Genomic DNA, 22864 nt, shown 5'->3' on the forward strand with positions numbered 1-22864 from the left:
GTACCCATTACGGGACAAATTATACCCATCGTAGATCAAAATTCGGCACCGGGGGCCCGCCAAAGGACGCCGTAAATACGTCCATGTAGGCTCTATGCCAGCATCCATGCTGGCAAAGCCTTTGTCAGGCACCCCGGTGCCTCCTTAGGCACTGCCTAAATTTGAAGTGCGAAAGGTATCGCCGGGATACCTTTGCAAAGGCTGCGCAGCATACCTTACAAAACTAACATCAAAAATTAGAGGAGTCATTATGGATATTATCGCTTACATTGCCGTCGCATCGATCATGACCGCTGGCTTTACCATCTGTATTGGGAGTATTGGGCCAGCTTTGGGTGAAGGAAAAGCGGTTGCAGCCGCATTAACGGCATTGGCGCAACAACCTGATGCTGCGGCAACAATTACCCGAACGCTGTTTGTTGGTCTGGCCATGGTCGAATCGACCGCCATTTATTGTTTTGTCGTGTCGATGATTCTGGTCTTCGCCAATCCTTTTTGGAATTATGTGATAGCCCAGACAGCGGGGCAGTAAAGCCATGCTAATCGACTGGTTCACCGTTTTCGCTCAACTTGTCAACTTCTTGATTTTGATGGCTTTGTTGAAGCGCTTTCTTTATAAGCCCATCATGCAGGCGCTGACCGATCGCGAAAACAAAATTGCCGGACAGCTGGAAGAAGCCCGAAAAATAAAGGCCTCTGCCGAACGAGAACGCATCGAATATGTCGACAAAATTGAACGTTTCGAGCAGCAGCGCGAGAGCCTTTTGAAACAAGTACATGATGATGCGGCTCACGAACGCGAAAAACTGATTAAGGCGGCAAGAATTGAAGCCGATGAGCTTCGTTCCGCCTGGCAGCAAGCGCTAAAAAACGAGCAAAATCGCTTACACCGGGAACTCATGCGAAATACCCGGGAGGAAGTTTTTGCCATCAGCCGTAAAACGTTAGCCGATTTGGCTTCGGTGAGCCTGGAGCAGCGTATTTGCGAAGCCTTTCTCCAACGTCTGCACACGCTCGACGACTCCGAAAAAAATCGGCTTAGCGATGCGATCCAAGAGTCATCGAGTCCAATCCAGGTCCGTAGCGTTTTCGCTCTAATGCCGGAACAGCAAAGCGCCATCAAACAAGCCGTCAACGACGTATTTACGGTCAATGCCCCGATTGAATTCGATATCGATGCCGATCAAATCAGCGGCATCGAACTGAGTTCGAATGGCCGGAAACTATCTTGGAATATCGCAGAATACCTGCAAGACTTTGAGAGCAGTATAGATCGGACACTAACGGCCAAAAGCGTATCTCAGAGCCATTCCGGACCCGATGCTCATGCCGTCTGATCAGTTAGCAAGCGTTCTGGAGCGCGCCTTCGAGAACATCAAACAGGCTCGTGAAACCTATAGCCCGCAAATGACCTTGCAAGAGGTGGGCACGATCACAACCGTGTCTACCGGCATCGCCAAAGTGTCCGGATTGCCGGGCGTGGGTTTTGAAGAGTTGGTCAGGTTTCCGAACGATTTATACGGCATTGCCTTCAATGTCGAAGAGGATGAAACCGGCGTCGTTCTACTCGGCGATTATTGGCATTTACAGGCCGGCGATGAAGTCGAACGCACCGGCCGGGTGATGGATGTGCCGGTGGGCACAGGGCTCATTGGACGCGTGATCGACCCGCTAGGTCATGCCATGGACGGAAAAGGACCGCTCGATTTTAGCGAGCGCCGTCCCATCGAGCGCGAAGCGCCTGCGATCATGGACCGGTCTCCGGTGACCGTACCGCTGCAAACCGGCATTAAAGTCATCGACGCATTGATCCCGATCGGTCGAGGTCAGCGCGAACTGATCCTGGGCGATCGGCAAATCGGCAAAACCTCCATTGCGATCAACACGATACTTAATCAGCGCGATCAAAATGTCCTATGTGTTTATTGCGCGATCGGCCAACGGGCTTCGGCCGTGTCCCAAGTGATCGCCACCTTGCAGGAAAAAGGCGCGATGGATTATACGGTGGTCGTGGTCACAGGCGGCCACCGCCCATCCGGTCTAGCCTATATCGCGCCTTATGCGGCGACCAGCATAGCCGAATATTTCATGGAACAAGGCCGTGACGTACTGATCGTTTATGACGACTTAACCAATCATGCCCGCGCTTACCGCGAGCTTTCATTATTGTTGCGGCGACCGCCGGGACGCGAAGCTTTTCCCGGGGATATTTTTTATATTCATTCCCGATTATTGGAGCGCGCGACACATTTGCATGACGATCTCGGCGGCGGCTCATTGACCGCGCTGCCGATCATCGAAACCGAAGCGCAGAATCTGTCCGCCTATATTCCGACCAATCTGATTTCGATTACCGACGGCCAGATTTATTTGTCGCCGGCCTTGTTCGAATTAGGCGTATTGCCGGCCATCGATGTGGGCAAGTCGGTATCGCGGGTGGGCGGCAAGGCACAGCGCCCCGCCTACCGTTCCGTTGCGGGCGACCTGAAGCTGGCTTACGCGCAATTCGAAGAATTGGAAACCTTTGCCCGTTTCGGCACCCGTCTCGATGAACATACCCGCAAGACGATCGAACACGGACGTCGTATCCGCACCTGCCTTAAACAACCGGAATTCGAAACGTTTTCGGTAGCCGAACAAATAGCGGTTTTACTGGCATTGACAGAAGGCTTGTTCGATACCGTACCGCTGGACCGAATGCCCGAGGCTGAGCTCGCGGTTCGCGATGCATCACGGGAGCTGCCCGAAGCGCTACGGCAAAGTCTATTGTCGGACGAACCTTTGAGCGACTCGAACCGCGGCGCTATCGTTGAACTCGCCGGCAAGGCACTGGCGCCGATGCAAAAATGACCGATACGCCGAACGAATTGCGCCGTAAAATTGAAGGCGCGGGCGATCTGAAAAGTGTCGTGCGGACGATGAAGGCGCTGGCCGCTTCCAGCATCGTTCAATACGAAGAAGCCGTACGTTCATTGGAGGATTACGCCCGCACCGTCGAACTGGCGTTGACGGCGAGTCTCAAGCCGATGGGCGTAGGCGCCTATGGCGAAACCACGCGGCGCAAAGCCGAGGATCGGATCGGCGTGATCGTTTTAGGCACCGATCAAGGCTTGGTCGGACAGTTCAATGATGTGTTGGTCGAATTCGCGATCAAGCGACTTCAAGAATTAGCGGGCGAGCAAATCATCTGGACCGTTGGCGAACGCATTCACGGGCATCTGCTCGACTCGGGATTGGAGGTAAGCAGAGTATTTGCGACGCCCAATTCGGTGGCTGCCATTACACCGTTGATCGGCCAACTGTTGCTCGAAACCGAAACCCGGCAACTAAGCCATGAAAGTTCGCTTTATCTTTTCCATAACCGGCCTAAATCGGAGATCGGCGCCGTCTATGAGCCGGTCTGTCTGCGTCTGTTGCCCCTGGATTCCGCGTGGCGGCTCAAGTTTGTCAAGGCGGCTTGGCCGACCGATAATCTTCCGGAAACGGTCGGCGATTACGATGGGACGCTGAGAGCCCTGATCCGGGAGTATCTCTTCGTTTCGATGTACAGAGCCTGCGCCGAGTCGCTCGCCGGCGAAAACGCCAGTCGCCTGGCGGCGATGCAACGGGCCGAAAAGAATATCGACGAACTGTTGGATGACCTCGGCCGAACCTTCAATCAGACACGCCAGCGAAGTATCGACGAGGAATTGTTCGATGTCATTTCCGGTTATGAATCGATGTCTAAAAAAGCCGATTCGGGCAAAAGGTAAGGTACGACAACATACCCTGTCAAAAACTTGCCTATAAACCTAAAAAGGGTAGTTTGAGGCTTCAAAGTGTTGTAGCCCCTCCATGCTTCGACTGGGCTCAGCACGAACGGTCTACAACACATGCCAATTGCTCTTATTAGGCTTATAGTTTCTTGTCGGGTTTAAAACGGCAACAACAAAAACCGCCGTGATTCATCATGCCGGTTCCCGCTTCATGACGGATAGATTAAGGATTTGGTCATAAATAACTTCCTTATTGTTAATGCAAGGTAAGCAGGTTCGGTAACTCGATTGGCAGGTGTCGGCGGCAAGGAAAGCCGCCGTCAAGCCTACACGGACGTATTCACGGCGTCCTGTCAAGCGAGTTACCGAACCCGCTACAAAACTCATAGCTCCAGGAAGTTATTTTTCACGAAATCCTAACCGGCTTTTACCATTCTGCGATCGACCATCGCCTTAATTCCGAGGAGGAAACAAAATGAAATTAGCGAAACCGCTTTCACTCTTAATGATATTGGCCGCATTGAGTTCGGCCGCAGGCGCAAAGGAACAAGCAACCGATCCCAGTGAGCAGCGCAAGGCTCATCATGTGGTGATTATCTGGCTGAAACAACACGGCGATGAAAACGCGCGTCGTCAATACATCGAGGGCACCAAACGCCTGGCCAAGCTACCCGGAGTGCTCGCCTACAACATCGGCACGCCTACCGCCGTCAAACGTAAACATGGCAGTCACTCGCTCGACGGTTCCTACGATATCGCGATCTCCAGCACCTTCGAGAACCAGCAAGCGCTGGAAAATTATTTGAATCACCCGGTCCATGATCAAGTCCTTAAAGAAGTCTTGAAACCCTTGGTCGAAAAATACAAGGCTTACGATTTCATCGAATGATCTTGAGCCGCGATGAGTCGGCGTGGTTCGAATTTAATATCCGGCAAAACATGAGGGACGGTATTACAAGCGCCGTCCCACTCACTACTTACTGCTTACCGTTCTCCTCCCGATGTCCTAAATCCAACGGCGATTCCAGCTTAACGATGTCCTTTTTCCACAGCCCATTCGACGAGAAACAAGTCCAGCCCCATTTCAGCCAGTTTAATAATGCAACTGCAAGCCAGAGCGACCAGGCCAACATCAGCAGGCGGTAGACCATCAGCGGAACCGATACGACGGTTGCGGTCGGCAGTAACTCGGCGCTTCTGTCCTGGTACCAATTCAGACGGTAGGCGCTCGATTGGTTACCGGTAATCTGCATGTCCGGCGTGCCTAGGAGCCCTTGTTCGACGGCCCAGAATAGCAACATCAACGACAACAACGTCAAAAGCCCGAGACCGACTTGCGCGGCATTGAAGGTCTTGGTCGATTGCGCCGGCCGTTCTTTGCGAAGCCCCAATGCGATCAGCCAGAGCACAACGATCAGTGCCGACAACACCGGTATTTGACTCAAGCCGATCAACAGCAACAGCCAGTGCCGGGTTTTCAGTGGCGTCAATGTGACTTTGCCCAGGCCGAACGAGACGATCACGATCACCACCAGCACGCCCCAGATTAACACCGCCGGTCCGAAACGCGGCCCCATCGTCATCAGAACCCAGCGATCCTCGCCCAACGTGACGTGTATGTTGCTGTTGACGCTCGGCAAGGCCAAGTCGACTCGGGACGACTCTAGCAGGCTCGACATCGGTACCGACTCCTGCCAGTTCAAGACGACTTGCTGTTTGCCCGGATCGATCGGCAATACCACTTCACGGTCTTTTTGCCGGATCGGGCGGGATTGGCCGTTGATCGTGACCGCCTCCAATACGGCCTGCTCGGGGATTTGAATCGTATGTTGCACGGCGAGCGAGCTATCCACAGCAAGCTCCAATTGCGCATTACGGCTGCGGCTTCCCGGAGTCAAATTCAAGCGACTGCTCTCAATCGTCAGCGTTTGGCCTGGTGCAGGTTCGGGTCGGCTTACCGTCAACACGATTTGCTCACCGGGCCAAGGCCGCCATTCGGGCAGCCAATAACCGCGTTTATCTTGATGCATCATTGCGATGCCTGCCGTTTCGATATGCCAAACCGGACTCACATCGGCACGCCAGACTTCGATCCATTGGTCGGTTTGTTCGGCACTCAATTCAATGTGTTCCGTTTTTTTCAGCACCGATTCCCAGTGCATGACGCTTTGCGTAGCGGTCATATTGACCAAAGCCTTGCCCTTTTCGACACGTACGCCGCCGGTAATCACCGATTCCCCGTCAAGCAGCGGTACGGCCAAGACGATTGAAGAACCGGATGGCGAGACTCTGACGACGCGGGTCTCGACGCGCCAATCCAAGCCTAATTGTAAAGTCCGTTCAATTCTAACGAACGACGGCAAGATGCCCGGATCGAATGCGGCTTTTTCCGTTACTGCTTCGGTTTGTGCTATTCGGGAAAACTGGAGTTGATCGTCGGTCAAGCCGTTTTCATGAACGCCGAAAACCTGCCAATCGCTGACTGCCAATTCGGCGCGCTTCGGTTTCAATGGCAACGGCACGGTAAATTTTGCCATTGCCGGCGCTGTGCCTTTCATCACGACCCGATGCAAACCTGCGTCGAGAGCAAGCCATAAGCCGTTATTGAAGCTGTACAGCGCTTTTGCCGGTTCGCCGTCTATGCTGACCGTATTCGGAAACCATTGCTCGTAGTGTCCCGGCAACGGCACCGCGACTTTGTCCCGTGCGTGTACTTCCAAATCGATCGTCAATTCCTTGCCGGAAATCGTAAATCTCATCAGCGAAATGCCGGCACAATTCGGCACGCAATCAGGTGCTTTCTGCAGCCGGTTTTTCAATTCGTCGAGCAATACAGGGTCGGGAAACGCTGCTTGTACCGGTGTACTTGGCGTCATCATCAATAGCGGCAGACCCAGTATGACCAATAGACTTGCTGCCGAACGATTGAATTTGAAGTGTTTCGGCAAGCGTTCGATCATCGCGATCGCCAAAAACGCAATCAAGCCGACTCTCAGAAAATTCAGGAGCATTGTCACGAACGGCGACAGATACCATAAGCTGATTTGCTGGTCGGGAGCTACCGATCCGTTCCAGCTCAAATTGATTGTTTGCCATTGCCATTGCGGCAAACCGGGGCCGGTTTGGATTTTTGCATTCGGATCGGTACGTTCGGAAAGCCGTTTTTGCGGTACGGCAGAAGGCACGGCTTTCGCGACGATGCCGGCGGCGCTTCGCGCCTTTTTACGAACCGTATCCAGCGACGGCGCTTCCATCATCATCAATTCATCCGCCGCTTCAGGCATCGCGCCGGCAACGGGACGCTCGTAACGAGGGCCTTGAATCTGTTGCCACGGTTTTTCCAATTGCGGATAGAGTCCGATGCGCACCTGATCGACCATAAACGGTATCGCAATCAACACCAATACAGCTAAGGCGACATTACGGAAAGCGCCGGCCACGTTGCGGAACCGCCCTTCCGGTAACACTTTCAATAAAGCCACCGCCGCCAGTATATTGAGCCAAACCCATTGAGGCGCCCCCGGTTCATGCCAGATCAATACCAAGGTCAGTAAAGTCAATGCGCCGCGATAAACATCCCATAGCCGCAACGCCGCGAGTGCCGCTACCAGTACTAAAAACAAATCGAGCAAGGTCCAACGCGACAACCAGGAATCCGGCACATTATCGACACCGCCGGCGGCAAGTAAGCGCCAGCCGGGCGGCAGGTTCAGTTCGGCGTGAACTTGATGAAAAGATTGCGCCCAGCCGACTGCGTTCAATGCTCCGGGCGATCCATCGATTCGGCTATCGGCATCCAGCCGAATGACGCCCTTTCTGATCTCGACGCCTCGGCTTTGCCCGTCAGGCGCGCGCGTAATCAATTGGTTTGTACCATCCAGGCTAACGCGCCCGAGCTCGACGCCAGGCAATGCATCGAGTCGCCATCCTTGCGATAAGGTCCCGGTGATTTTGTCGTTGACGGTATATCCTTTACCGTTGAAATCGAGCCATAGAATTCGGGTCAAATTCAGGTTGTTAGGTTCTCCGTCCGGGTCGCCACGACGAATCGTTTTCAGGACTAAGCTCTCGCCTTGTTTAATCGCGTATGCTGGGAAGCGCTTCCAATGTTCGGGCAAATTGGTTTGGCTCGGATCGATTGCAGCCGGACGCTCGATTTCGACGACACGCAAAGACGGTCGGGCATCGAAAACCCAAATTTCGGATTTCGGCCAATCGTCCGGCTGATCGGATAAAGGTTCGGATATAGGAATTGAGTTGAGCGCCTCGGTACTACGCGCCAGGATGTCAAGCTGCCAACGTCCGGGTCGGACTTGTACCAATAACTGACCGTCCGGTTCCAATCGGGCAGGCAGAGGACTATCGATGCGTAGCGGCAGAAAGCCTTCCAGCATCGGATAAGCTAACTTGACTTCGCGCTGTTCGCCCGACACATTCAAATCCAATCGCGTGAGGACTTGCATCGGTATCTCGTCGATCAGTTGCCGGAATACCTGAAGTTCCAAGCTATTGCGTTCATCGGGTTTTACGGGGCGGTCGTCGGTTCCGGTAAGCCACAATTGGCCTTGTTTCAGGTTGGGTCGGTCGATGATTCGGCCGTTTATGCGGAGAGTGATGAGGCCTGTGTCCTGCGGGATCGTTAAGTTTTCGGGCAATTTATCCCAAGCAAAAGCACCCTCAATCGTGTAAGTGCCGGGTTCGAGAAAAACGCTTGGACGTCCCTTTTTTTCCGTAACCAATAGCGGCTTACCGTTAGCCGTTACATTGAGCGGCCATTGTTTGTCATGGCCGGGCAAATTGACCCAGCTTTCCCGGTACGCATTCCAATCGATCGTAAAGCGGCCTTCGGTGCCGCTAAGCACTAAGTCCAATCGCGACGGCCAGGCGCAGCGCTTCTGTTCGAAACTGTTATAGAGAAACGGACAACCTCGCTCCGTATCGTCGTGCAGGACCCAATCGATCCAGGGCTTGAGCGGTTCGGGAACATTTTCCGGTTTGAGCGGCTCGGCCCAACAGGGAAAGGCAAGCCATAATAAGGGCAATAGTAAACACCGAACTCTGAGCATAATCTGAACTCCTGTCGATAAAGGGCGAGGAAAACAATTGCTAAAGCATGCGTTTTGTCTCTTAAGGTACGCGCGTTGCGCTTCCTATCTCAACTCTTGCTGTAAGCGCGTATAAATGCCGCCGAAACTGCCGTTGCTCATCAATACGAAGTGACCGCCGTAACGGGCTTCCAATTTGAGCTTGGCGATGATGTCGTCGAGAGTTTTACAGATTTCGATATTGCCGGCGTAATTTTTTAGACCGCTTAAGTCCCAGCCCAGGTTTTCCGGTTGGAATAGAATGGCTTGATCGGCTTCAACCAGCGATTTAGCCAGCGATTTGGTATGAATGCCCATGCGCATCGTATTCGAGCGAGGCTCGACGATCGCGATGATGCGTTCGGAACCGACTTGCTTGCGTAAACCTTCTAAGGTTGTTTTGATCGCGGTCGGATGATGCGCAAAGTCATCGTAAATCGTTATACCGTCGATTTTGGCCAAGACTTCCATGCGCCGTTTGACATTCTTGAACTCGCCTAATGCCGCAATCGCATCCTTAGGCGTAATGCCGATATGGCGTGCCGCTGCAATCGCGGACAGCGCATTGCCGACATTGTGATTGCCGGTCAAATTCCAAAGCACCTCGCCCTGCTCCGCTCCATGATAATTAATCTTGAATCGAGTGCCGTCCGAATTGAGCAATTCGGCATTCCAGGCCGACCGGCCTTCGATCGAAGTCTTTTCGACCGGCGTCCAACAGCCCATGTCTAACACATCGCTTATATTCTCGTCGGCTTCGGGTGCGATCACGAGACCTTCGCCAGGCACGGTTCTGAGCAAATGGTGAAATTGTTTTTTGATCGCATCGAGGTCTGGAAAGATGTCGGCATGATCGTATTCGAGATTGTTCAGGATCGCGGTTCTCGGCCGATAATGCACGAATTTCGAGCGCTTGTCGAAAAATGCGCAGTCGTATTCGTCGGCTTCGATCACGAAGAACGACGATTCGCCTAGCCGGGCCGATATGCCGAAGTTGAGCGGAATGCCGCCGATCAGAAAGCCTGGTTTGAAGCCTTGATATTCCAATATCCAGCTCAGCATGCTGGTCGTCGTGGTTTTGCCGTGCGTGCCTGCGACACCGAGCACCCAGCGCTCGGCGAGCACATGTTCGGCGAGCCATTGCGGGCCGGAAACGTATTTCAAGCCGCGATTCAAGACTGCTTCGACTTCCGGATTACCGCGAGACAGCGCATTGCCGATCACCACCAAATCGGGCTTGCAATCGAGATTTTCGGGCCGGTAACCGCTCATCAATTCGATACCTTGCTGTTCGAGCTGAGTGCTCATCGGCGGATAGACATTCTGATCGGAGCCGGTGACTCTATAACCCATTTCGCGCGCGATAAGCGCCAGGCCGCCCATGAACGTTCCGCAGATGCCCAGTATGTGTATGTGCAAAGTCTTATCCTTTTACGAAAACAATGTGATGTCCGGTACAATCATAGCCGTAGCGATTCTTTTTGCAAAACCCAATTTTCCGATTCAATGGGATCACTGGAAAGTTGAGTTCACCCCAATTTCCCGTAACACCTCAAGAGCAGAAAAAATGACTTCCGAAGATATTTTATTTACCCCCGTAAAAATAGGCAGATATACACTGAAAAACCGCATCATTATGGCGCCACTGACCCGAAGCCGCGCGCAGCAACCCGGAGATATTCCCTGGGAGTTGAATGCCGACTATTACCGGCAGCGAGCCGGTGCCGGATTGATTATCTCGGAAGCCACGCATATTTCGCCGCAAGGTAAGGGCTATGCCTTCACTCCGGGTATTTATAGCGCCGCGCAAATTGACGGCTGGCGCAAAATAACCGATGCGGTACATGAAGAGGGAGGATTAATTTTTTTGCAACTCTGGCATGTCGGTCGCGTTTCGCATCCCGACCTGCAACCGGGCCATGCTTTGCCGGTCGCGCCTTCGGCTATCGGTATCGAAGGCATGGCATTTACCGAGGCAGGTTTGAAACCCTTTGTTACGCCTAGAGCGTTGGAGTTGTTGGAAATACCGAGCATTATCGACCAATACCGCATCGCAGCCGAAAATGCGTTGACTGCCGGGTTCGACGGCGTTGAGATCCATGCCGCGAACGGTTATTTGCTGGATCAATTTCTGAGGGACGGTTCCAATCATCGAACCGATGCTTACGGCGGCAACATCGATAACAGAATGCGCCTATTGCTTGAAGTCACCGAAGCAGTCGTAGGTACGGTCGGCGCCGACCGTACCGGTTTGCGTTTGTCCCCGACCAATGCCTTCAACAGCATGAGCGACAGCGATCCGCAATGTCACTTTAATTATGCGGCCGAACAATTGAACCGTTTCGATTTGGCCTATTTGCATATTGTCGAACGCATGGTTCCGATCGAGGAAGATACCGCCGAATTCGATTTTGCCGCGTTGCGGCGGCATTTCAACGGGCCTTATATCGCCAACGGCGGCTATGACGCGGATAGTTCACGAAACAGTATTGCCCGAAATTTATGCGACACGGTTGCTTTCGGCAAGCTTTACATCGCCAATCCTGACTTGACCGAACGCTTTCGCCTAAATGCGTCTCTCAACAAGCCCGACCCCGATACCTTTTACGGCGGCGATGAAAAAGGTTATACCGATTATCCGGCCTTGACTTCAGTCGACTAAAGCGATTTCATGCTCGTCCAGTTCCGAGCGGTATGACCAATATGCCTTTTCGCTCTTATCCGCCTCGGAACCGTTTTTCTCATCGCCCAAGGTACTTAAATAATCCGAACTCAAACCCGGATAAAAACTGATGCAGACTTCGTCCAATTCGTTAAATATCATGCTTTTTGCTCTCATCTCAATTCAGCTTGCATGATAAGCGCGGAATTTTACATTTATGTGACAACGCTGAAACAAATAATCGGGTTTTGATGTATTTATGAAATAATACTGGGATTTTTGTTATCAAGACGGACAGGGCGCCAAGTTTATTCGAATCATCCTAAATTCGGCAGTTTATCCATGAAGCGCATGAAGTCTTTCAACCTAAAAAGAGCAGTAATACCATTCGTCCTAAGCCCTTCGGCTACGCTCAGGAGAGTCCTATCGAAGGGCGAACGGTAGTTTGAGGCTTCACACCAAGCCGGTGAAAGTGTTGTAGACCCTTCATGCTTCGACTCGGCTCAGCACGAACGGTCTACAACACATGTCAACTGCTCTTTTTAGGTTCAACGGTCTCGTTATGACTGAACATGGCAAATAAACCGATTAAATTCGCTTGTCCTCAGCGAATCTTGTGCTCCCCCAATTAGGTCAAACCATGAGAAAAAACTTTCCCATTACCCAAAACGAAGTCAACTATCCCAGTACCGCCACAATCACTTCGGCAACCGATCCTAAAGGAAAGATCACATATATCAATCAGGACTTCTTAAAAATAAGCGGTTTCAATGAGCAAGAGCTGCTTGGGCAACCTCATAACATCGTTCGCCATCCGGAAATGCCGGAAGCAGCGTTTGCCGACTTATGGAATAGTATTCAGAAAGGCAAGCCGTGGATGGGCATCGTCAAGAATCGCTGTAAAAATGGCGATTATTACTGGGTCGACGCCTTTGTAACGCCACGCTTCGACAAGGGGAAAGTCATCGGTTTCGAATCGGTTCGGGTAAAGCCCGAGCCGGAAACGATCGAGCAGGCAAAGAAAATCTACCCGAAACTAGCGTCGGAAAAAAGTATCAACACCTTGCTTGACCGTATGAAACTGGGACCCAAATTATTGATCGGGCTCTCGTTGCTACAAACGCTAATTTTTGCAGGACTCTATATTCTCGGAAATATCGAACTGACCCCTGCCGCGATTTCCTGGACGATATCGCTGATATTTTCGTTCGGCCTGATATCGGCGCTGGTACGTCCGCTAAACGATGCCGCGTCCGAAGCGCGCTCGGTTATCGACAATCCGGTCATGCAACAAATTTACACTAACGATGGGGCCGAACCCGGACAGCTGTTACTCGCCGTCAAACTTCTTAAAGCAAAATCCAGGACAATCGTACGCCGTTTAATACAAGCGACCGAGACGCTTACACAACAAGCCGAGGCCACTGAGCGGGAAATCAAACAAGTCAGCCATGCCATGGCGCGGCAATTGCTGGAAACCGAACAAGTCGCCACGGCAATGCATCAAATGACCGCGACGATCAATGAAGTTGCACAAAGCGCCAGTAATGCCGCAAAGGCTGCAGCAGACGCCGATAAAATCTCTCAACAAACGATGCAGCGGGTCGGCGATACAGTAACTTTAATCGGCGCTTTGTCTTCCGAGGTCGACAGCGCCGAATCGGCGATCTTAAATCTTGCTCAATACAGCAAGGATATCGGCGGCGTTTTGGAGGTCATTCAAAGCATTGCCGAACAAACTAATTTGTTGGCGCTGAATGCCGCAATCGAAGCAGCCCGAGCCGGCGAGCAAGGCCGCGGTTTCGCAGTCGTTGCCGATGAAGTTAGAACCCTAGCCGGACGCACGCAAAAATCGACTGAAGAAATCAATAAAATGATCGAGGTCTTGCAACTAGGCGCCAAAAATGCCGTCGATGAAATGAGCAAGGTACGAATCAAAGCAGCCGATGGCGTCAAACACGGAGAAAATTCGGCCAGATTATTGACCGAAACCACGCAATCGGTCAGCACGATTAGCGATATGATTTTACAAATCGCCAGTGCCGCCGAGGAGCAACACATCGTTTCAGAAGAAATCGCTCGAAACATCGAAGCCATCGATCGCTTGTCGAAAGAAACTTCCGGACACGCAACCATAGCCAGTCAAGCCGGCCATAATCTTTCGAAACTCAGTAAAGATCTCGATCTAATGGTCGAGCAGTTCGATGACAATCAAAGTTAAATGGCGCGCGCGCAACTGTGTAGGGACTGCCGAATTTTGATCTACGGGTATAATAGCGCCCCCTGCTTTCGAACGATTAGCTACTCACCATTACATTAGCGTCATCTATTATTTATCATGCCTGACTACCAGCCGCTTCCGCCGGAAGCCTTGAAATTAACCGTCAATCCGAAAAACCTTGATATCCTCCTGGCAACAGCCATCGAACAAACGTCCATATTAGGTCAAGCCCGTGCCCGATCGGCATTGGAATTCGGCGTCGCGATGCAAAATCCCGGCTACAACATTTATGTCATGGGCGAACCGGGCACAGGGCGCCTGTCAATGATTACCCAACAGCTTGAACAATCGGCTCCAAATCAACCGACGCCGCCAAGTTATGCTTATGTCGATAATTTCGATAATCCGCGCGAACCGGTCTCGATCGAATTGCCGGCAGGATACGGGCAGAAGTTCTGCGCCGATATCGATGAATTGATCGACAATTTGCTGGCTACTTTTCCGGCCGTTTTTGAAAGTCCGACCTATCAGCAAAAAAAAGCCGCGATCGAACGCGGCTTTAATCAACGCTACAACATGGCGATTCATCAAGTCGAGGAAAAAGCGGAATCCTTGAATGTCGCGCTCTATCGCGAGAGTGAAACGATCACTTTCGTGCCCGTTAAGGACGACAAGTTATTGGAAGACGAGCAATTCATACAATTACCGCAAGTCGAGCGCGAAGCGTTTCACCGTCATACCGAGGAGCTCGAAAACTATCTAGGCGATGTCTTGCTGGAACTGCCGCAATGGCGGCGTTCGCTTGTCGAACAACTTAAGCAATTGGACGATGCGACGATTAATCAAGCCATCGAACCGCTTTTCGAGGCGTTGATCGAAGACTATCAAAACATCGACGATGCCATCACCTATTTAGACGAAATCAAAAAAAACCTGAGTCAAACCATCGTCGACGTATTGGCTGCGAATCCTGGACTCGATAGCCGCGATCAGATCAGTAAGCGCCTTTTGCTGAAAGAGCAGTACGCTCCTAACGTCTTGGTCGATTATAAAACCGAATGCGGTGCGCCGGTCGTTTACGACCCGCATCCGATTTATCCGAATTTATTCGGGCGCATCGAATATATCAGCGATCAAGGCACCCTGGTCACCAACTACCGACGAATCTGCCCGGGCTCGCTACATCACGCAAATGGCGGTTATTTGATACTCGACGCCGAAAAACTGCTCACTTATCCTTTCGTCTGGGAAGGTTTAAAGCGCGCGCTGAAGTCCGGTCGTATCGAAATCGAGTCGCCTTATTCGGAGCTCGGCATCAATACAATGACGTTAAAGCCGGAAGTTATCCCACTCAACATCAAAGTAGTTTTAGTCGGCTCGCGGGATATTTATTACCTATTGCATGAACTGGACGACGAATTTAACGAAATGTTCAGAGTGCTGGCCGATTTCGATCACCGCATTTTGCTGAATCCGGATTCGATGCAAAATTTTGCGCAACTGATGATAAGACATGCGCGCGACACCGGCTCCAAAACATTGACTTCGGCCGCTATTGCCCGCCTCATCGAGCATAGCTGCAGGCTTTCCGAAAACCAGCACCGTTTATCGGCGCATATTAACGATTCCCTCGAAATCATCGGCGAAGCAAACCTCTTGTGCGCGCGTAACGCCGCAGAATTCATCGACCAAGCCCATATCGAGCAGGCCCTTTCCGCGCGCGAACAACGAAACGGTAGGCTATCCGAGGAAATTCTCGACGAAATGCTCGACGGTACGATTTTGATCGATACCGACGGCACCGCAATCGGTAAGGCAAACGGCTTGACTGTTCTGGAAATCGGCGGCAGCAGTTTTGGCGCGCCGGCGCGTATCACCGCGACGGTTTACCCCGGTTCCCGTGGCATCGTCGATATCGAACGCGAAGCCGAACTCGGTCAAGCCCTTCATTCGAAAGGCGTGATGATATTGACCGGCTATCTCGGGCATTGTTACGCACAACAATTTCCGTTTGCCATTTCTGCCAGCATCGCAGTCGAACAATCCTACGGTTATATCGACGGCGACAGCGCATCCTTGGCCGAATTATGTTGTTTGATATCGGCGCTGACACGAACGCCGATCAAGCAAGGTTTTGCCGTGACCGGATCGATCAATCAATACGGCGAAGTGCAAGCCATCGGCGGCGTCAATGAAAAAATCGAAGGCTTTTTTAGACTATGCAAAGCGCGTGGCTTAACCGGTCAACAAGGCGTGATCATTCCTGCGGCGAATAAACGTAATCTCATGCTGATGAAGGATGTTATCGATGCGGTTGAAGCGGGACAATTTGCCGTCTATGCGGTCTCGACCGTCGATGAAGCACTAGAATTATTAACCGGCCAAGAAGCCGGCTCCATGGATTCGGAAGGCAACTATCCGGAAAATAGTATTAACTTCAAGGCCATTTCGAGACTTAAGGAAATCTCCGATATGGCGCATGAGGAAGATAAAGAAGAGGGGCCGGAATAAAGCTAAGGATTTGGTTATACTCATCGTATATCAAAATTCGGTTGCTCAATTGAATTGCGCCTTCGGCAGTGCAGGCTTTTGGCCCTACAAAATCTATGGCACTGCCGACATTCTATCGCTGAATATCCCCGGCGACTCTCGCGTATCACATGCCGAATAGGTGTTTCCGTTTTATCTGCGATCTAGCTCCTAAACCCAACAATCCGATACTGAAAAGCAGCGTTAAACTAGGCTCCGGCACCGTCGATGCTAGTGTACTGATGCCGCGGTCTTCGGCAAGCCGGATAAAGCCGGATACATGAGAGTAATCATTGACGATCTTTTCGCGAGGGTTTGTCCAGCGGCTATTGAATCCACCATCAATACCAAGTGTGATACCGCTGAACAAATAAGCAATGACACTATTGTTTGCCTGCTTAACAAGCAAAGTCCAATCGACAAATTTTCCCAGCCAATCTTCCGGTGCAAGCAGCGCATAAGAAAAAAAGTAATCTCCTGTATTGGGATCTGATAATTTCGATACGCTTAATGTGAAGCCGCCAATATCAGAGTCGCTTGACTCAAAACCCTCGCCATCATTGAATTTACCGATAAAGGAAAATGCATCTCCGTCATCTTGAAAGTTATCGATTACAAAAGCTTGTTCATCTTTGGGTTTAATATTGTCATCGCCGACACAAGCATTGGCATAGAAGCCGTTAGCCATTGCGTCATTCGCATTGCAAGCAATTATCGCTGCCGTCGAATTTAACGGCACCCCCAGTAAAAATATACATATCCACAGTAAAACAGGCTCACAAAGTCTCATGTTGCATTCCTAAAGAAATTAAAAAAGAGGGCAATAATGAACAACAAAATTTGATAATGCTGGTCTGAATCTAGAAAAAGAATTTCACCATGAAGATCATGAAGAATAAGAAGTTAATTACCTTGTCATTTGTTTGTGTGCAACTTTCGCTCGCCCGAAAGGTTAGCTGCAATGCTTAGGTAATCTTTTGAAATACTTCATTAACTTCATGAGCTTCATGATTAAACTGCCGAATTTAGGCTGAACGTTTATGCCTGATCAAAAGTGCAATTAATCATTCAGTGCCGTTGCGCTTCTAGTCTTCGCTATGACCGGCTTTTTCTCATGAAGCCGAATGTAATCAATGCAAAACTCAACAGAATAAATAAAGAAGGTCCGGGAGCCGTTGACGTCAACGCTTTAAACAGGAGGGCCAAGATGGAATATAGCAATATTGATTTTGCGTTCATTGTTGATCCTATAATTCAATTAAGTTTCAAAAAAGTAACTGCTATTTAATCAACAGCATTTTTCAAGCCAACTCTCTTAAGTCCCTATTCCTGCTTACTGCATCAATGAACATAACCAAGCCAATGCCTTCTAAGAACCGAACCGCCTCATACGGCAAGCAACGGTTCTTTTTTTGATTAAAACCGAAATTCTATTAATAATGAATTAATCAGTTAGAATGCTTTCCGGGCCTGACAACAATGTCATGTTGACTGTCAGGGCTGACACGTCACTAAATCGAAATACTGACAAGTGGCGCTGAACTTGTAAGTATTCAGACCCCGTTGGCAAATTACCGCAATTCAGGCGTAATTGTTGGCCTCCCCCTTTGAAAAAGGGGGATTGAGGGGGATTTATTTAAAAAATCTCCCCTAACCCCTCTTTTTCAAAGAGGGGGACTGAATACTTACCTGAAATTTGGTTTTCGGATATAACTTGCTGATTGGAACTATGCAAATAAACTCGTTCACGCTGAATTCGCTGCTCGAAACCCACGACCTGCCTTTTATTATTGTCAATGCAGCTCAACAAATCGTCGGCGTTAATCGCGCTTGGGAAAATCATTTCGGGCAGACCAGAGAAAGTATTTTGGGTAATGCGTGCTGCAATAATCCGGGCGATTGCCGGCATCGACGTTTTTTTCAAACGCTTGAGCCTTATGCGGGTTTATTCAGCGATACCTTGGACGAGCGCGAGTATTTATTGAAAGTTCGGGGCTATCCTTTACTCGATACCGACGGCACGCTTTATCTGGGGGAGTCGGTACTTACCGCCGGTGCGTCGGAACCTCAGGATAAAAGCCCGAAGATGGTTGGCACGTCTTCTGCTTTCATAAATCTGAAATCTAACTTGCAAAAGGCCGCTCAATCGAATGTACCGGTCATGTTAAACGGCGAAACCGGAACCGGCAAAGAGCTCGCCGCCGAATTTATTCATCGGCAATCGCAAAATGCCTATGGAGAATTTGTCATCGTCGATTGCACGGTACTCGGAGAAGACTTGTTCGAAAGCGAACTGTTCGGCCATGAAAAGGGCTCCTTTACCGGGGCAGCATCCGCCAAAAAAGGATTGTTCGAACTAGCGGACGGAGGCACTTTGTTTCTTGATGAGGTCGGCGAATTGCCGGTCTCTTTACAACCTAAGTTATTAAGAGCATTAGAAAGCGGCCAATTTAGGCGGGTAGGCGGTACCACATCGTTGACATCGACGGTTCGAGTCGTGACGGCCACACACAGAAACCTTGGAGAAATGGTGAGAAACGGACTGTTCCGGGAAGATTTGTTTTACCGATTGTCGGTTTTTCCGTTGGAAATACCGGCTTTGAGAGACCGGATAGAGGATATGCCGGCACTGGTAGGACATTTTCTTAAGTCTTTCGGGCAACGCGACTGCTGTGTATATAGTACGACCAAAGCCGCCATGCAAAAATTAATGCAGCACAAATGGCCCGGCAATATACGCGAACTGAAAAATTGCCTGCAGCTGGCAACATGCCTTTGCAAAAACCACACTATCGATGAACTGGATATTTCCATCATGCGGCGTCAAGGCGCTACATTAAAACCCGGTATGATAGAAAGACGCGGACAAGGAGCGGTAATTGAGGACACTGGGGCATCAAACATAAACCCTTTGGATACTATCGAAGCCGAGTTCATTCGGTCCTTGATCAAAAAATATCAAGGCAACCGTAAGCTGATTGCTTCTGAAATGAATATCAGCGAAAGAACTTTATACCGCAAATTAAATCGCCTCAATATCAATTAATAGAGTTGACAATGGAATCATCACTGAGTAGTTGGACTATCAACACTATCGATCCAGGCTTGGATAATTTTTCGCATCCGGTAGACTTGCGTGAAGAAATCAATCGCATCAAGGCGCTACCACCCTTGCCGGGTATCGCTCGGCAAATTATTGAATTGGCGTCGGATCCGTTAGCGGATGTTAAAAAATTGGCGGCAATCATCGAAATGGATCCCATTCTGAGCTCGCAAGTGATTCGCTGGGCCGGTTCGGCCCTTTACGGCTACCGGGGCAAGCTCGTATCGATACAAGAGTCGATAGCCCGTGTATTAGGCTATGATTTTGTGATGAATTTGGCTCTGGGCCTTAGCGCGTTATCGCCGCTTAAAGCGCCGAAAATCGGGAAGGTCGGCACTCGAATGTTATGGATTCAAGCCATTGCCGGTTCCCGCCTGACATTGACACTCGGCGAAATGATGCCGGCCGAAGAAAGACCGGACCGTCAAACGTTGTTTTTAGCCTCGTTGCTGCACAACATCGGCTTTCCATTGCTCGGGCACGAGTTTCCGGAAGAGTTTGCTTATTTATCGAGAATCATCGATGCCAATGCCACACTAAGCGTTTACAACATCGAGCGGTTTGCCTTCGGCGTCGACCATACTTTGCTAGGCGCTTGGCTCATGCGCAGCTGGTCGATGCCGAAACCGATTGTCGATGTCGTTTATCATCACCATAACCCTCATTACCGCGGCGACAATTACCCTCTTAATTTATTGGTGTATTTAAGCGATTGCTTATTGGGAACCTTAGGTATCGGCGACGGGCAAAATCAAATTTACAGCGAAGAGGAATTCGCAGTATTGAATTTGAATTCGGATGCGGTTCATCAAAAACTCGCCGAACTCAGTGCTTCGCTTGACGACATTGCCGCAATGGCCGACCAATTGACTAGCTAACGAGGATTTAAAAGTGCTGGCAAATACATCATTAAAAAATTTATTCACCATGAAGGACATGAAGAAAAAGACTATAACTGCAATAAACTAATTGTTCATGTCACTTCATGCGTTTCATGGTTATACCCTTTGCTGGTCAAATTTCGGCGCCGGAGTATCCGTCAAAGGACGCCGTGAATACGTCCATGTAGGCTCTGTGACAGCATCCCAGCTGTCAAAGCCTTTGCCGAACACCCCGGCACCTCCACGCATCAATGCCGAAATTTGAAGTGCGATGGGTATATTTCGTAAGATTGAATACTTCACAGTCTTTAACTCATGGGACTGGTTTATACAACTCGCCCCGAACGTATTGCTCACTTGCACTCCGGCGGCTCCGGTGCTTTCGGGGTTTCCCCGAACAAGCTCCAACTCGTATTTTCTTGAACGTCGAAAAGGTACGGCGCTTCGCGGGCCTTAAGATAAGCGGGCGTATATAACCCCTCTTGTATACTGAATTCGTCATACACGGCTTCGCAAAGCATTGTCAGCATTAACTCGCCGGCTTGCAATTCGGTGAGTTTCAACTGCGTTTCTATTTTCGCGCAAACCGTCCCGTCCTCGATTGTTTCGTTTTGTCCGGCAATCCGGTCTCGTCCCGGCTCGCCTCGGTAAATAATTCGCGCCTCGGTTTCATCGAAGCTCAACCTGCGTGTGCTGCATTCGGTCATCAAGATGACCGGACCGGCTTTCGAGGTGCCGATCAACCGGTCGGTTTTCGACCAATACAGCAGGGCTTTTCGCGGCTCGCCGTCGGAATTCAACGCATCCAGTTCAGCTGTATACATCGAAAGCGTACAACCGTTGAGCAGGACTAATAAATAAATCGAAGTAAAAAGTTTTTTCATGTTTTCTGTTCCGCTTAGGGTTTGGTCGCAAATAACTTCCTTATTTTACGGAGGGTTCGGTTGCTCGATTGGCAGGTGTCGGCGGCAGGGCAGATTTTTGCTCCTGCAAAATCTGCATTCACGCCATCCATGGCGTTTGCAGATTTTTGCTCCTCGGCAATTGCTGAGTTACATGGATGTAATGAATGCAGAAAATGCAGGAGCATTTTTCTGCCCTGCATTGCTCTAATACACGCCATCCATGGCGTAATACAAAATCTGCATTCATGCCATCCATGGCAATTAGTCGCCGCCGTCAAGCCTACAAGGACGTATTCACGGCGTCCTGCCAAGCGAGTTACCGTACCCTCAACAAAGCGTATAGTTCCAGGACGTTATTTATCACGAAATCCTTAGTTAGTGACTAAATCGAACAAGCCATCGCCGACCATCGGGTTTTCCCAATATGCCACATGTGCCATGAGCCAGGCTTTTCCGGTATCGACCGGCCGGTCGCGGATGACCCAACCTAAGTCCGGCGATTCGGTGCGGTATTTTTCGGCGATCTCGAAGCCGTTTAGCGTTTGGCCGAACAGTTTTCCGGATACGACCGGATCGGTCCGGTCCCAATAATTGAGCCAGCGGAACATCTTGGTTCCCTCGCCAAGAGATTGGACTTTCTGACGCCTTTTCTTGAACATCGACAACCCTATCGGCGAACCGAGCGTGATTAATCCCTGTACCGGCCAGGTTCGGCGCGAATTTCTGTCGAAGTAATGGTTATCCTTGATCAACTCGTTGATCACATCAAAGGCATAGATCGAACCTAAACTGTGAGCGACAACATAGCAAGGACTGCCTCCGGTAAAAATCTCGAGAATCTTATTCTTGAAGCCTTGCCTAATTTGTGCTGCGGTGCTGGTGTCGAGGCGCGCGGTGACGACATCGCCGATGAGATCGAGGGCATTGCCGGCCAAAACTTCGCCTATCGGATTGGCGGCAATGAGTTTGATTAATTTCCCATATTTGCTTTGCGCTTGATTGTTTAAATTTTCATAACGATAAAGATCGGTCTTGAATTGAAGCGGCATATTGCCCAGACGACTTTTTAGTAACTGTTCGATGAGTCGATCTTGATTCAAATCGCTATCGTCGCCGGTCTGAACGCCATGAATGATCAAAACGGTACGCGGTTTTTTCGGGTCTACAGCCATGGAAGCTCTCCTTTAAAGTTTTGCAATACAGCGTTTTTCCACGGTATCGGTAAAAAATAAAAACCGATTCATTTGCTTTAATTTGATTTCAAGTTGACCGAAATGCTGAGTTGCCTGCAACAGGTATTCGGAACCGGTGACGAAACTATCGCTAAATTTTTGTTCCACGATCAGCTTGCCGTTAAGCAACTCGACTCGGGTAAAAGTTTCGGGTGCGGCATCGAAATAAATGCCGTCCCCCAATGTGCCGACTGCGGTATATTCTCCGCTAATCGTTAAATATTCCCGGCCCGGAATTGTAAAATCAATGCTTATGCGACATGTTCGACCAAATTCGGCCGGCGTATCGACATAAGTCCCATCAAAACTTAGCGACTTCCCGTTTAATTGAAAAAAGTCACTTAAAGCAGTATGAGCCTTTTGTTTCAAATTCTCGTTAGAATAAGCCGTCATCGTCAACACCGCTAAGACAACAATAAAAATTCGTTTGACCATTTCAACAACCTGGAAAATGAGCGATATGACATCAAGATATTAAAAAAATAGTTCGCT

Annotated in this window: 19 protein-coding genes; 10 read left to right on the forward strand and 9 right to left on the reverse strand. The window is 50.2% G+C overall.

Going from position 1 to position 22864, the window contains the following annotated elements; genetic code table 11:
• Nucleotides 1–250: 250 nt before the first annotated feature.
• From EQU24_RS20430 to EQU24_RS20445, 4 genes are read left to right on the forward strand one after another with little or no spacing between them, the layout of a single operon-like run.
• Nucleotides 251–532: a F0F1 ATP synthase subunit C gene (locus EQU24_RS20430; RefSeq protein ID WP_017841783.1), complete on the forward strand. Its 282-nt coding sequence runs from the start codon at nucleotides 251–253 to the stop codon at nucleotides 530–532.
• A gap of 4 nt (nucleotides 533–536) precedes the next feature.
• Nucleotides 537–1337: a F0F1 ATP synthase subunit B family protein gene (locus EQU24_RS20435; protein ID WP_017841782.1), complete on the forward strand. Its 801-nt coding sequence runs from the start codon at nucleotides 537–539 to the stop codon at nucleotides 1335–1337.
• Nucleotides 1327–2850 (forward strand): alternate F1F0 ATPase, F1 subunit alpha, encoded by a 1524-nt coding sequence (locus tag EQU24_RS20440; protein ID WP_017841781.1) that lies wholly within the window; start codon nucleotides 1327–1329, stop codon nucleotides 2848–2850. Before EQU24_RS20435 ends, EQU24_RS20440 begins: the two co-directional genes overlap by 11 nt.
• Nucleotides 2847–3752, forward strand: coding sequence for a F0F1 ATP synthase subunit gamma (locus EQU24_RS20445; protein ID WP_017841780.1), 906 nt, complete (start codon nucleotides 2847–2849; stop codon nucleotides 3750–3752). Before EQU24_RS20440 ends, EQU24_RS20445 begins: the two co-directional genes overlap by 4 nt.
• 195 nt (nucleotides 3753–3947) lie before the next feature.
• Here the strand turns inward: EQU24_RS20445 and EQU24_RS22805 are convergent, their stop codons facing one another.
• Entirely contained in the window at nucleotides 3948–4142 is a 195-nt protein-coding gene (locus EQU24_RS22805; RefSeq protein ID WP_138767246.1) for a hypothetical protein, read from the reverse strand.
• Between the two features lie 88 nt (nucleotides 4143–4230).
• On the opposite strand from EQU24_RS22805, the gene EQU24_RS20455 reads away from it, so the two are divergent.
• Nucleotides 4231–4644 carry a Dabb family protein gene (locus EQU24_RS20455; protein WP_014150155.1) on the forward strand — a complete coding sequence of 138 codons (414 nt, stop codon included), beginning with the start codon at nucleotides 4231–4233 and terminating at the stop codon, nucleotides 4642–4644.
• A gap of 88 nt (nucleotides 4645–4732) precedes the next feature.
• Here the strand turns inward: EQU24_RS20455 and EQU24_RS20460 are convergent, their stop codons facing one another.
• Nucleotides 4733–8821, reverse strand: a complete 4089-nt coding sequence (locus tag EQU24_RS20460; protein WP_017841779.1) for a hypothetical protein — start codon at nucleotides 8819–8821, stop codon at nucleotides 4733–4735.
• A gap of 84 nt (nucleotides 8822–8905) precedes the next feature.
• Complete coding sequence (mpl, locus tag EQU24_RS20465) at nucleotides 8906–10258, reverse strand: UDP-N-acetylmuramate:L-alanyl-gamma-D-glutamyl-meso-diaminopimelate ligase (RefSeq protein WP_040575339.1); 1353 nt, start codon at nucleotides 10256–10258, stop codon at nucleotides 8906–8908.
• A gap of 148 nt (nucleotides 10259–10406) precedes the next feature.
• Here mpl and EQU24_RS20470 point away from each other — a divergent pair, with 148 nt between their 5' ends.
• Nucleotides 10407–11501, forward strand: coding sequence for an alkene reductase (locus EQU24_RS20470; RefSeq protein ID WP_026130287.1), 1095 nt, complete (start codon nucleotides 10407–10409; stop codon nucleotides 11499–11501).
• On the opposite strand, the gene EQU24_RS22625 is transcribed toward EQU24_RS20470, so the two are convergent.
• A complete protein-coding gene (locus EQU24_RS22625; protein WP_017841776.1) occupies nucleotides 11490–11663 on the reverse strand; it encodes a hypothetical protein in 174 nt (57 codons plus the stop codon). The genes EQU24_RS20470 and EQU24_RS22625 overlap by 12 nt on opposite strands.
• A gap of 478 nt (nucleotides 11664–12141) precedes the next feature.
• Between EQU24_RS22625 and EQU24_RS20475 the strand changes: the two genes are divergently transcribed.
• A complete protein-coding gene (locus tag EQU24_RS20475; RefSeq protein ID WP_017841775.1) occupies nucleotides 12142–13722 on the forward strand; it encodes a methyl-accepting chemotaxis protein in 1581 nt (526 codons plus the stop codon).
• Between the two features lie 117 nt (nucleotides 13723–13839).
• The gene (locus EQU24_RS20480) at nucleotides 13840–16233 is read left to right on the forward strand and encodes a Lon protease family protein (protein WP_017841774.1); all 2394 of its coding nucleotides are present in this window, start codon (nucleotides 13840–13842) and stop codon (nucleotides 16231–16233) included.
• Nucleotides 16234–16378: 145 nt separating this feature from the next.
• On the opposite strand, the gene EQU24_RS20485 is transcribed toward EQU24_RS20480, so the two are convergent.
• A complete protein-coding gene (locus EQU24_RS20485) occupies nucleotides 16379–17041 on the reverse strand; it encodes a PEP-CTERM sorting domain-containing protein (protein ID WP_017841772.1) in 663 nt (220 codons plus the stop codon).
• Nucleotides 17042–17980: 939 nt separating this feature from the next.
• Here EQU24_RS20485 and EQU24_RS20490 point away from each other — a divergent pair.
• Both EQU24_RS20490 and EQU24_RS20495 read left to right on the forward strand, forming a co-directional pair.
• Nucleotides 17981–19297, forward strand: a complete 1317-nt coding sequence (locus tag EQU24_RS20490; protein ID WP_017841770.1) for a sigma-54 interaction domain-containing protein — start codon at nucleotides 17981–17983, stop codon at nucleotides 19295–19297.
• A gap of 11 nt (nucleotides 19298–19308) precedes the next feature.
• Nucleotides 19309–20232: an HDOD domain-containing protein gene (locus EQU24_RS20495; RefSeq protein WP_017841769.1), complete on the forward strand. Its 924-nt coding sequence runs from the start codon at nucleotides 19309–19311 to the stop codon at nucleotides 20230–20232.
• 356 nt (nucleotides 20233–20588) lie between these two features.
• Here the strand turns inward: EQU24_RS20495 and EQU24_RS20505 are convergent, their stop codons facing one another.
• Genes EQU24_RS20505 through EQU24_RS20520 form a run of 4 tightly spaced genes read right to left on the reverse strand, consistent with a single transcriptional unit; the run spans nucleotide 20589 to nucleotide 22807 of the window.
• Nucleotides 20589–21119, reverse strand: coding sequence for a hypothetical protein (locus tag EQU24_RS20505; RefSeq protein WP_017841768.1), 531 nt, complete (start codon nucleotides 21117–21119; stop codon nucleotides 20589–20591).
• A 14-nt stretch (nucleotides 21120–21133) separates the two neighbouring features.
• Nucleotides 21134–21451, reverse strand: coding sequence for a hypothetical protein (locus tag EQU24_RS22810; RefSeq protein WP_208976564.1), 318 nt, complete (start codon nucleotides 21449–21451; stop codon nucleotides 21134–21136).
• 60 nt (nucleotides 21452–21511) lie between these two features.
• Nucleotides 21512–22312 (reverse strand): hypothetical protein, encoded by an 801-nt coding sequence (locus EQU24_RS20515; RefSeq protein ID WP_014150168.1) that lies wholly within the window; start codon nucleotides 22310–22312, stop codon nucleotides 21512–21514.
• 12 nt (nucleotides 22313–22324) lie between these two features.
• On the reverse strand, nucleotides 22325–22807 hold the full coding sequence (locus EQU24_RS20520; RefSeq protein WP_017841767.1) for a hypothetical protein: 483 nt from the start codon (nucleotides 22805–22807) through the stop codon (nucleotides 22325–22327).
• Between the last annotated feature and the right edge of the window lie 57 nt (nucleotides 22808–22864).

It is taken from the genome of Methylotuvimicrobium buryatense (assembly GCF_005931095.1).
In the GTDB taxonomy this organism is placed as follows: domain Bacteria; phylum Pseudomonadota; class Gammaproteobacteria; order Methylococcales; family Methylomonadaceae; genus Methylotuvimicrobium; species Methylotuvimicrobium buryatense.